Source organism: uncultured Sphingomonas sp. (assembly GCF_964243315.1).
Taxonomy (GTDB): domain Bacteria; phylum Pseudomonadota; class Alphaproteobacteria; order Sphingomonadales; family Sphingomonadaceae; genus Sphingomonas.
This window is the reverse complement of record NZ_CAXTEM010000016.1, coordinates 43,528-54,624: the sequence shown is the minus strand read 5'-3', so window position 1 is coordinate 54,624 and position 11,097 is coordinate 43,528. Positions and strand designations below refer to the sequence as shown.

The following is an 11,097-nucleotide window of genomic DNA, read 5'->3' as shown; positions in this document are numbered from 1 at the left end:
GGTAATAGGGACGCTTCTTGGAGCCGCCGCGCGACAGGCGAATGCTGATTGCCATTGGTAATTTCCTTCGTTTCTAGTTGGTTGTTATTTCTTGGTGAGAAACTTGTCGAAGCCGGGTGGTAGCTTGGGCATGCCACCCGCGTCGCCGCCGCCGAGGCCGGGAAGACCCGGCAGGCCACCGCCCGCCTTGCCCATCATGTCGCCGAGTTGCTGGCCGCCGAGCGCGTTGCCGAGCCCGGCCATGCCGCCGCCCATGCCGCCCTTGCCGAGCATCGCCATCATGCCTTTCAGGCCGCCCATCTTCTTGATCTTCTTCATCGCGGTCGACATTTCGAGGTGCATCTTCAGGAGCTTGTTGACCTCCTGCACCGTCGTGCCCGATCCCTTGGCGATGCGGATCTTGCGCTTGGCGTTGATCAGCTCGGGCTTGGCGCGCTCCTTCAGCGTCATCGACCCGATCATCGCGTCCATGTGGACGAGCATCTTGTCGCTGCCGGGCGCGGAGGCCATCGCCGCCTGCGCCTTCTTCATGCCGGGTATCATCCCCGCGAGCGCGCCGAGCCCACCCATGCGGGCCATCTGGCTCAGCTGAGCACGCAGATCGTTCATGTCGAACTGGCCCTTGGCCATCCGACTCGCCATCCGCTCGGCGTCTTCTTGCTGGATCGATTCCGCGGCACGCTCGACCAGGCTGACGACGTCGCCCATGCCGAGGATGCGCCCGGCGACCCGCCCGGGGTGGAACGCTTCGAGCGCGTCGAGCTTCTCGCCGGTGCCCGCGAACTTGATCGGCTTGCCCGTCACCGCGCGCATCGATAGCGCCGCGCCGCCGCGCGCATCGCCGTCCATCCGGGTAAGCACGACGCCGGTCAGCGGCACCTGATCCGAAAAGTTCTGCGCGACGTTGACCGCGTCCTGACCGGTCAGCGAATCGACGACGAGCAGGATCTCGGCAGGCTGCGCGACATCCGCGACCGCCTTCATCTCGTCCATCAGTGCCTGATCGACATGGAGCCGACCCGCGGTGTCGAGCATCAGCACGTCAAAACCCTGGAGCTTCGCCGCCTGCATCGCCCGCCGCGCGATGTCGACCGGCTGCTGCCCGGTCACGATCGGCAGCGTCGCGACCTCGATCTGGGTGCCGAGCGTGGCGAGCTGTTCCTGCGCGTTCGGGCGATTGACGTCCAATGACGCCATCAGCACCTTCTTGCGCTCGCGTCCGCCCTGCCCGCCCGACAGCCGCTTGGCGATCTTGGCGGTGGTCGTGGTCTTGCCCGAGCCTTGCAGGCCGACCATCATGATCACCGCGGGCGGCGCGACGTTGAGTTCGAGCTCGACCGCTTCGGATCCGAGCATCTCGACGAGCGCGTCGTTGACGATCTTGACGACCTGCTGCCCCGGCGTGACCGAGCGTAGCACGTTCTGCCCGACCGCCTGTTCGGTGATCCGGTCGACAACGTCGCGCGCGACGGGCAGCGCGACGTCGGCTTCGAGCAGCGCCACGCGCACTTCGCGCATCGCGCCGCGGACATCGGCTTCGGTCAGCGCGCCACGACCGCGGAGGCGGTCGAACACGCCGCCAAGACGGTCGCTCAGGCTGTCGAACATGATGCTTCCTCAGACCAAAAACCGCCAAACGCAAAAGCGCCGGCGGGCGAAACCTCGCCGGCCAGCGTGCGCCCGCAAGCGCGTGTCATCTGCGTCTCGCAAGAAACGTGAGCGCTGTCCTAGCGCATAAGCCGTCCGCGGGCAAGCCGGCGGGGCTTGGCGAGTGCGACCCGCTACTCTGATCGCCTCAGTATCACCCGTTCGGCCGAGCAGAAATCGAGTAGCCCGCACGGCGGATCGAGAGCTCCCATCGAGGTACAGGTTCCGCGCGACAACCCATCTCTCGATACGCCCTGCGGGCTACTCGACGGCTACTCAGGACGACCGGCGTTTCGGGTCAGCGCGCCGCCGCCGCCATTTCCGCATTACGCCGCGCCGACGCGGCCAGCGTGTCGGTCATCAGCGCCACCAGCGCCCCACCCTCGTCAAGCACATCCAGCCCCTTACGCGTCGACCCGCCCGGGCTTGCGACCCGGTCCGCCAGCGTCGCAGGCGTGTCAACCGAAGTAGCGGCCATCAACGCCGAGCCCTCCAACGTCGCCAGGGCCAGCCGCGCCGCCTGATCCGCGGGCAATCCCAGCGCCGCGCCGGCCTCAGCCAGCGCGTCCGCGAAGCGGAACACGAAGCCCGGCCCGCATCCCGCCAGCGCCGTCACCGCGTCGAACTGTGCCTCGTCATCGATCCATTCGACCAGCCCGAGCGGCGTCGCCAGTTCCTCCGCGACCGCTCGGGCGCCGGGGTCGATCGCGCCGGCGAACAACGCGGTGACGCCCTTGCCGATCGCGACCGGAAGGTTCGGCATCGCCCGTACGATCGCGGCGGCGGGCATGCGCGCGGCGAGCGCCGCGACCTCCACCCCGGCCAGGATCGACACGAGCAACGCGGGCCGCAGATGCGCCAGCCGCGGCGCCACCACGTCCAGTTGCTGCGGCTTGACCGCGAGGACGAGGATGCCGGGGCTGTCCCCCTCAGGAACGATGGTCGTGTGGCGAACGCCCTCCGGCAGATCGACCGCGCCGCGCGTGATCACCGTCACCCGCTGCGGGTCCATCCCCGCCGCGATCCAGCGGCGCAGCATCGCGCCACCCATGTTGCCGCAGCCGATCAGCCAGACCGGCGCCTCGGCGAGCGCGCTCACGCCTCGCCCTGCGTCTCGATCAACGCGGCGGCCAGCGCTTCCTTGGGGTTCTTGCCGCCCCACAGCACGAACTGGAACACCGGATAGAAGCGCTCGCACTCCTCGATCGCGGATTCGACCAGCAACTCGGTGGCCTCCAAGGACATCGTCCCCGATTCCCCGCCGTCGACCATCGCCGCATGACGGAACAGCAGCACGCCGCTCGACGACCATAGCTCGAAATGCCCGATCCACAGCTGCTCGTTGACCAGTCCGATCGTCTCGTAGACCTGCGCGCGGCGGTCGTCGGTGACCTTGATGTCGGGGAAGGCGAGGAATTGGAGGACGCTGTCCTCCTCGCGCCACAGCGCGCGCAGCTCGTACGTCGCCCAGCTGCCCTTCACGTTGGTGACGATCTCGTCGTCATGGCGCTCGTGGTCCCAGCCATGCGCGCCATAATAGGCTTCGAGCATGTCGATCGGCGCGGCGGGGTCGCTGTCGTGGTCGGCTTGATCGAGCATCATCATGTCCTGGCAGCGCTATCGCACGAAAGACGCTGCCGAGGCAAAACCGCGCGGGCAAGCGCGGTGGCCGACGGAGTCGAAAAATCTGTGGAAAAGGTCAGGGCAGCTTGGCCTCTAGAGCCGCGATCCGCGCCTCGAGCACGTCGTTCTGCTCGCGCGCCGCCACCGCCATTGCCTTCACCACCTCGAACTCGTCGCGCGAGACGAAGTCGAGCCCGCCGATCCATTCGCGCGCGCGGCTGCGCGCCGACGCGTCGGTTTCGCGCGCGACACCGGCGATCGTGCCGGCAGCACCGTTGAACATCTTGACGATGTCGTCGAACATACGATTTTCTGTCTGCATCATCGTTCCTTTCACAACATCTGGGTTGTTTGCGGGACGGGTACAAGTGTTTCCGCGTCGGGGTTGAGCTGCCCGATCCGTAACGTCAGTACGCTCGCGAAGCTGATCCACACCAGATACGGCACCAGCAGCCACGCCGCCGCCTTCCGCACCCGCGCAAACGCGAAGGTCGTCGCGATCGTGAGCAAGGTCATCGCCACGATCACCAGCAACGCCAGCCCGACCCGGTGCGCGCCGAAGAACAGCGGCGTCCACGACAGGTTGAGGGCGAACTGCGCGAAGAACAGCGCGATCCCCGCGCCCCGCGCCGGCGCACCGCGCGCGTTGAGGACCAGCGCCAGCGCGAGCCCCATCATTACGTACAGCGCCGACCACACTACCGGAAAGACCCACCCTGCTGGGGTCAGCGCAGGCTTGGCGAGCGCGCGATACCAGGCATTCTCGTTGCCGACGGGTACCACCTGCCCGGCCAGGAACCCGAGCAGCAGGATAGACGGCACCGTCACCATCGCCCAGCGCACGAACGACATGCGCAGCTGGCCCCTCGACGCGATCTCCCCCACGGCATCCCCCGATTTCGTTTGTCGCCCGACGTTCTGGCGCGCGGCGGGCGGCAGGTAAAGCGATAGGGTGCGTATGATCGGGGTTCGACCTGACTGGCGCCCGAGCTCTAAGGCCGGAGCGGCATCTAGAACGTGTTTGGTAGCGCCTATCTGTATCGTTCCCCGGCGCAGGCCGGGGCCCAGACACGGGTGTCGGGCGGCGAGAGCTCAACTCTCCGTTTCCTGCGTTCTCCAGCCTGGGCCCCGGCCTCCGCCGGGGAACAGCTCTCACGCACGCTGTCGCAGGATCGACTTGGGTCTCAAGAAGCTGACGAGAAGGGCAACGCCCGCACCGCCGCCACCAGGAACTCCACATTGCCCTCCGGCCCCGTGATCGGGCTCTCGACCACGCCCAGCACCGACCACCCCGCTGCGCCGAGCCACGCCACCACCTCGTCGCACACCCGCCGATGCACCAGCGGATCGCGCACCACCCCGCCCTTGCCGACCTCCCCGCGCCCGGCCTCGAACTGCGGCTTGATCAACGCCAGCAGCCGCGCCCCGTCGCGGGCGAAGGACAGCGGGCGTTCGAGCACCTTGGCGAGCCCGATGAAGCTCGCATCGCAGACGATCAGGTCGATCGGTTCGGGGATATGAAGATCAGTTAGGATGCGCGCGCTGGTCTGTTCGAGCACCACGACGCGATCGTCCTGGCGCAGTTTCCACGCCAGCTGGTTGGTGCCGCTGTCGACCGCATAGACCCGGCGGGCGCCGCCTGTGAGCAGCACGTCGGTGAAGCCGCCCGTCGACGAGCCCACGTCGATCGCGACCGCGCCGTCGACGTCCCAGCCGAACGCGGCCAGGCCATGCGCCAGCTTGATACCGCCCCGCGACACCCACGGATGATCGCGGCCACGGACGTCCAGCTCGACGTCGTCGGCAAGCGTCTGTCCCGGCTTCTCGACCTTGCGCGTTCCTGCGAAGACCAGCCCCGCCATGATCAGGGCCTGCGCGCGGGTGCGCGATTCGGCGAGGCCGCGATCGACGAGAATCTGGTCCGCGCGTTGCTTCGCCATGGCTCGCTATCGCCGCCACATCGGCCCGCCGCAAGCCGTGATCCGCTCGTCGCAGTAGCATTGTCCCCCGGATCGGTAGGTATATGTCTGTAGCGGGGGGGCGTGCCGGATCGGCGTGCCCTAGAGCGCAGGTCCGACACGCCCCTCTTGGCGAGAAGCAGCCGCTTCTTCGCAAGGAGCAGGAGGTGACCATGGGTAGTTTCGCGCCGCACGACGCCGTTTCCCCGACGATCCTCACGGTGCCCGGGCTGGGGGGTTCGGGCGCCTCGCACTGGCAGACGCTATGGGAGCGGTCGCGCCTCGACACCGTCCGCGTCGAACTCGGCATGTGGGACACACCGCATCGCAATTCGTGGGTGACCAAGCTCGACGAGGCGATCCGCCAGGCGCAGGCGCCGGTTATTCTCGTGGCGCACAGCCTCGGCTGCATCGCGGTCGCGTGGTGGGCCGAACTGGCGCCGCAGCCTTATGGTTGGCCAGTCGCGGGCGCGCTGCTGGTTGCGCCCGCCGATGTCGACCGCGCCGACGCGCCGCGCGAACTGGCTGGCTTTGCTCCCGTCCCTCACGGCCCGCTGCCGTTCCCGTCGATCCTGGTGTCCTCGACGGACGATCCCTGGGTCGCGCCTGCCAGGGCACATAGCATGGCCGCCGAATGGGGCAGCCACCATGTCGAGATCGGCGCGCAAGGCCATATCAACGCCGCGAGCGGACTCGGGGCCTGGCACGAGGGGCAGGAACTCCTCGACCGCGTGATCGGCGCAAGCCGCGACGGCCGCGGCCACGCCCGCCCGCCCGGCGACGCCCGCGCGATGCTGACGCGGACGCTTGGGGTGGAACAGCGGCTCGGGCAGGGTTGAGCAACCTGTCGGTCGGGATCGGGGCGGCCTTCCCCATGTGCGGTTAGCGTATCTGGTCCGGCGTCGGAGCCGACACGTGAGCTAGAGAAGCTCGCGCAGCGGAAGGGAGTATGTTTCGAGCGGAGGCGCGGAGGCGCGGCGGACGCGGAGATGTTCCGCGCAAGGCGGCGTCTCGCTTCTCATGGGTGACCAGATCGAGAGCAGCGTTGCTGGCCTGAAGGCCCGCCCGGATGCCGAAATCTCCGCGTCCTCCGCGCCTCCGCGCCTCCGCGCCTCCGCGTGAACGAAATCTTCATCGTGATTTCCAATCTGTTCGCTGATTAGACGAACCTTACTCGAGACGTCGGCTTCCGGTGCCGCCGCCGCAACGCCGCGCCGATACCGCCAAAGCCCAGGATCATCATCGTCCACGTCGCAGCCTCGGGGACGGCGGCGACCCGCGGGTTCCAACCGAGCGCCATCAACTGGATGCCCTCGGGCGAGTCCAGGCTAAGCGTTACGGTCGGCTGATTGGAACAGGAAATCGAATCCATGAACAACCCGATCGGCCCGCCCATCCCATACCCGGTTGAACAAGGGGTGATCGGGCCCCAGCCATTAGGATCTCCAGCTTTTATCGGTTGCCAATAAAATTCCTGAATCGCAGTCTTGCCGCCATCGATCGAGAAGTAGGCGAGGCCCGGCTCTCCGAAGTTCGCAACGCCGGGCGCCGAATAGCGAAACATGTCGAGGGGTTCCAAGTATGTCTCGGATCCGATGCTCGTATTGCCGCCGCCGAGAACGTGCATGATCTCGTGCTGAATCGTGTTGATCGCGGCGTAACGGATCGACTGCGGGGTTCCGTCATATGCCGGGATATCGAACCCGAACAACATCTCGCCGATGGACGCCAGGCTTACGACGCCGTCCAGGCCACCCCCCTTCAACGCCTCACCACCGAGATCGAATATCGGCGTGCCGTCTTCGTATGTGAATATATCATAATTCCCCACGGCTGGAATGCCGTTGGCACGAAATTGAGCAGTGCTTCCAAGGACCTCGGTCAGATTTCGGTTGGCGAAGTTGCCTTTCCCGATGTCCTTGATCGCCTGTGCCAATACTGTGTTCTCCGGATGAGCAGCTGCATTGTCCTGCATCATCTCAAGGTAATCGTCTTTACTGGCCGCAGATCCCGCATAACCGGCCCGAGCGAGATAGTTATTGTCGTTCGATAGATCATATTGGATGTTCACGGTGACATCGTTGGACAATGCCGCCTCAAAAGCCCTGGACGAATAGTTTATCGCCGCCATGATCTCATCGGCACGCGGACTGCTTCTTAGATAGTATGAGAAATAATTATTGATTACGAGCGCATCGGCGGAACTGGTGAGCATTGCAAACGATATAGTAGCTGACATCATCGCCAGCCGCTTCTTGAGAGTTCCACCCATCTAAATCTCCACGACTCGCGCCAATTGCCGCGTTGATTGATTTACCTATATTAAACCAACGATAAGGAGAAGGGGAGGATGACGTATTGCGGCTTCGTATATTTTGAATACTTACCCTCATTACGTAACGTTCGGACGTTTACTGTTAGTAATGATCTTCGGTGCTTCATCTTCGAAGACACGGCAGACTGTTTTCGAGACGATAAAGCCCGATCGGTCTGCCGCGAAGGCGTGAGCTCAATACTGTGTCCCCGCATCCGCGGGCACACGATCGGTGACATGGCGACAGCCAATCGGGCGCCGACGCCTGCCGTCGCGGCGTCGTGCATAGGACGCTCATCAGCGTGCCGCTCGAGATAAGGGGCTAAGCTCCCCGCCTCACGCCGTCCCGCGCGACGGTAACCCCGCCGCGCGCCTCGCCTAAGGACGTCAGGCGCAGGCGCCCTCGCTGACGGCGCTGCTGTTGTGGCGGAGCGTCGTCAGTACCGTGGTGACGATGTGCGCGGCATCCAGGCCGGCATCGGCATATTGCTTCTCGGGCTTGTCCTGGTCCTGGAACGCGTCGGGCAGCCGCAGCGTGCGCAGCTTCAGCCCCGCATCAATCAGCCCTTCATCGCTGGCCAGCGTCAGCACGTGCGCGCCGAACCCGCCGACCGCGCCTTCCTCGATCGTCACCGCGACCTCATGCGTGGTCAGCAGCCGCCGGATCAGCGCGACGTCGAGCGGCTTGGCGAAGCGCAGGTCGGCGACCGTGGTCGACAGCCCCTTCGCCTCGAGGATCTCCGCCGCCTTCAGCGCCTCCTCCAGCCGGGTGCCAAGCGACAGGATCGCGACGGTCTTGCCCTCGCGCACCAGCCGTCCCTTGCCGATTTCCAGCCGCTCGGGCGTCGTCGGCAGCGCCACGCCGGTGCCGTTGCCGCGCGGGTAGCGGACCGCGATCGGACTGCTGTCGTGCATCGCGCAGGTGTGCGTCATGTGCACCAGCTCGGCCTCGTCCGCCGCCGCCATCACCACGAAGTTCGGCAAGGTCGCCAGATAGGTGACGTCGAACGCCCCCGCATGCGTCGCGCCGTCCGCCCCGACCAGCCCGGCGCGATCGATCGCGAAGCGCACCGGCAGGTTCTGGATCGCGACGTCGTGGACGACCTGATCGTAGGCGCGTTGCAGGAACGTCGAATAGATCGCGCAGAACGGCCGCATCCCCTGCGCCGCGAGCCCCGCCGCGAACGTCACCGCATGCTGTTCCGCGATCCCGACGTCGAAGAACCGATCGGGATAGGTCGCCGCGAACGCGTCCAGCCCCGTGCCCGACGGCATCGCCGCGGTGATTGCGCAGACGCGGTCGTCCCGCGCGGCCTCCGCCACCAGCTGCTGGCCGAACACGTTCTGGTACGCCGGCGGTCCCGGTGGCGCCTTGGCCTGCGCGCCGGTGATCACGTCGAACTTCTGGACGCCGTGATATTTGTCCGCGGATGCCTCCGCGGGGGCATAGCCCTTGCCCTTCTTGGTCACGACATGGACCAGGATCGGGCCTTCCTCGGCGTCGCGGACATTCTCCAGCACCGGAATAAGATGGTCGAGATTATGCCCGTCGATCGGCCCGACATAATAGAAGCCGAGTTCCTCGAACAACGTGCCGCCCATCGTCATCCCGCGCGCGAACTCGTCGGTCTTCTTGGCCGCGGTCTGGAACGATCGGGGCAGCTTGCGCGCGAACCGCTTGAGCAGCTCGCGGAGCGACAGGAACTCGCGGCTCGACACCATGCGCGACAGGTACGCCGACAGCCCGCCGACCGGCGGCGCGATCGACATGTCGTTGTCGTTGAGGATCACGACCAGCCGGTTGCCCGCCTGCTCGGCATTGTTCATCGCCTCGTACGCCATGCCAGCGGACATCGCGCCGTCGCCGATCACCGCGATGCCTTTGCCCGGCGTCCCCGCGAGCTTGTTGGCGATCGCAAAGCCGAGCGCGGCGGAGATCGAGGTGGACGAATGCGCCGCGCCGAACGGGTCGTATTCGCTTTCGCTGCGCTTGGTGAAGCCGCTGAGGCCCCCGCCCTGGCGCAGCGTACGGATCCGATCGCGCCGCCCGGTCAGGATCTTGTGCGGATAGCATTGATGGCCGACGTCCCACACCAGCCGGTCGCGCGGCGTATCGAAGACATAGTGGATCGCGGTGGTCAGTTCGACCACGCCGAGCCCCGAGCCGAGATGCCCGCCGGTGGTGCCGACTGCCGAAATCACCTCGGCGCGAAGTTCGTCGGCTAGCTCGCGAAGCTGTTCGGGCTTGAGCGTGCGGAGGTCCTGGGGCGTCGCGACGGTGTCGAGCAACGGCGTTGCGGGTAGATCGGCCATCACCCCGTTTACCCGCGCAGTCGGGTGGTGTCGATTGCAACCGACAACTTGTCAGAGTCTTGCGAACGAAACACCCCAACGCCTGCACATCGTCTGCGCGATTACCGCAGCGAAGTCGCCGCTCAGCGCGCCGGGACGGGCTCGCACGCGGCGCAGGTGCCGCGGACCTCGATCACCGGGCGCACCGGCGAGAACCCCGCCGCGCGGGCGGCATTGCGCACGCCGCCGGTGATTCGATCGTCGTCGAGATGGGTCGTCTGCCCGCAATTGTCGCAGACCAGGAAGATGCAATCGTGCAGGCAATCGGGATGCGCGTTGGCAATGTACGCGTTCGCGCTCTCGACCTTGTGCGCAAGGTTCGCACCGACGAACAGGTCGAGGATGCGGTACACGCTGTTAGCCGCGACCCGCCGCCCCTCGCTCTTCGACACCGCGTCGGCGATGTCATAGGCCGAGGCCGGCTTGGCGAAACCGGCGAGCGCCTCGTAGACGCTGGCGCGCATACTGGTCCATTGCTCGCCCGACTTCTCGAGCGTCGTCTGTGCCGCAAGGGCGAGTTCGGCGCCCTGCGGCTCGTGATGATCGTGCGCGTGCGCCATGGTGGAGAAGTAGGACGCCGCGAGCGCCGCGACAAGCGCCGTCAGGCGAACGCCCGACGGTTGAGATCATGGCCGAAGGCGAGCAGGCCCACCCCGATCACCGTCCACAACGCTTCGCCGCCGCCGCCGTCATGCGGCAACGACATCGCGCCGGCCATCACGCCGAGCCCGAACGCGCCCATCGACGCCGGCATCAGATAGCCATGTTCGAGCACGCCCTTGCCGAGCGCCACCGCCCCCAGCCCAATCGCCAGCGTCAGCCCGACCTCGTGAAAGATCGGGCTTAGCAACATGCCACCGACGGTCGACAACATCGCCAGCAACACCGCGCTCGCAAGGCAATGCACCAGGCACAGCCCCGACAGCGCGATTGCAAAGCGATCGAGTGCAGGCCAGCCGAGGCGATTCGTGGTCGTCATCCTGATCGGCGATGTAGGCCCGGCAACGACAAGATACAACATCACATTTGCGCGGGAGGACACGCAGAGCGGCGGAGCCTGGAAGATCGGGAGCACGTTGCGTTCTTGCGGTACAAGCCACGCCCGCGCCAACCACCCCCGCGGAGCCGGGGCACCATCGGGGTGATGCAGATGATGCGGCAAGAATCGCCACCCCGGCGAAGGCCGGGGCCCAGGTGCGAAGT

Annotated in this window: 11 protein-coding genes; 1 reads left to right on the top strand and 10 read right to left on the bottom strand. The window is 66.2% G+C overall.

Annotated features, from left to right (window positions below; all coding sequences use genetic code 11):
* Positions 1 to 84 precede the first annotated feature (84 nt).
* From ffh to ACFE77_RS07355, 6 genes are all read right to left on the bottom strand, one after another.
* Positions 85 to 1,608, bottom strand: coding sequence for a signal recognition particle protein (gene ffh, locus ACFE77_RS07380; RefSeq protein ID WP_375420984.1), 1,524 nt, complete (start codon positions 1,606 to 1,608; stop codon positions 85 to 87).
* A gap of 337 nt (positions 1,609 to 1,945) precedes the next feature.
* Positions 1,946 to 2,746 carry a pyrroline-5-carboxylate reductase gene (gene proC, locus ACFE77_RS07375; protein WP_375420983.1) on the bottom strand — a complete coding sequence of 267 codons (801 nt, stop codon included), beginning with the start codon at positions 2,744 to 2,746 and terminating at the stop codon, positions 1,946 to 1,948.
* The gene (locus ACFE77_RS07370; protein ID WP_375420982.1) at positions 2,743 to 3,252 is read right to left on the bottom strand and encodes a YbjN domain-containing protein; all 510 of its coding nucleotides are present in this window, start codon (positions 3,250 to 3,252) and stop codon (positions 2,743 to 2,745) included. The genes proC and ACFE77_RS07370 overlap by 4 nt, the downstream gene beginning before the upstream one ends.
* 94 nt (positions 3,253 to 3,346) lie before the next feature.
* Positions 3,347 to 3,592 carry an accessory factor UbiK family protein gene (locus ACFE77_RS07365; protein WP_375420981.1) on the bottom strand — a complete coding sequence of 82 codons (246 nt, stop codon included), beginning with the start codon at positions 3,590 to 3,592 and terminating at the stop codon, positions 3,347 to 3,349.
* A gap of 11 nt (positions 3,593 to 3,603) precedes the next feature.
* On the bottom strand, positions 3,604 to 4,122 hold the full coding sequence (locus ACFE77_RS07360) for a TspO/MBR family protein (RefSeq protein ID WP_375420980.1): 519 nt from the start codon (positions 4,120 to 4,122) through the stop codon (positions 3,604 to 3,606).
* 332 nt (positions 4,123 to 4,454) lie between these two features.
* On the bottom strand, positions 4,455 to 5,210 hold the full coding sequence (locus tag ACFE77_RS07355) for a TlyA family RNA methyltransferase (RefSeq protein ID WP_375420979.1): 756 nt from the start codon (positions 5,208 to 5,210) through the stop codon (positions 4,455 to 4,457).
* 191 nt (positions 5,211 to 5,401) lie between these two features.
* On the opposite strand from ACFE77_RS07355, the gene ACFE77_RS07350 reads away from it, so the two are divergent.
* On the top strand, positions 5,402 to 6,067 hold the full coding sequence (locus tag ACFE77_RS07350) for an RBBP9/YdeN family alpha/beta hydrolase (protein WP_375420978.1): 666 nt from the start codon (positions 5,402 to 5,404) through the stop codon (positions 6,065 to 6,067).
* A gap of 320 nt (positions 6,068 to 6,387) precedes the next feature.
* On the opposite strand, the gene ACFE77_RS07345 is transcribed toward ACFE77_RS07350, so the two are convergent.
* The 4 genes from ACFE77_RS07345 to ACFE77_RS07330 all read right to left on the bottom strand — a co-directional run bounded on the left by ACFE77_RS07345 (position 6,388) and on the right by ACFE77_RS07330 (position 10,873).
* Positions 6,388 to 7,500, bottom strand: coding sequence for a PEPxxWA-CTERM sorting domain-containing protein (locus ACFE77_RS07345; RefSeq protein WP_375420977.1), 1,113 nt, complete (start codon positions 7,498 to 7,500; stop codon positions 6,388 to 6,390).
* Positions 7,501 to 7,929: 429 nt separating this feature from the next.
* Entirely contained in the window at positions 7,930 to 9,855 is a 1,926-nt protein-coding gene (dxs, locus tag ACFE77_RS07340) for a 1-deoxy-D-xylulose-5-phosphate synthase (RefSeq protein WP_375420976.1), read from the bottom strand.
* Between the two features lie 122 nt (positions 9,856 to 9,977).
* Positions 9,978 to 10,454, bottom strand: coding sequence for a Fur family transcriptional regulator (locus ACFE77_RS07335; protein WP_375420975.1), 477 nt, complete (start codon positions 10,452 to 10,454; stop codon positions 9,978 to 9,980).
* 41 nt (positions 10,455 to 10,495) lie between these two features.
* Positions 10,496 to 10,873 (bottom strand): MerC domain-containing protein, encoded by a 378-nt coding sequence (locus ACFE77_RS07330; RefSeq protein ID WP_375420974.1) that lies wholly within the window; start codon positions 10,871 to 10,873, stop codon positions 10,496 to 10,498.
* Positions 10,874 to 11,097: the final 224 nt, after the last annotated feature.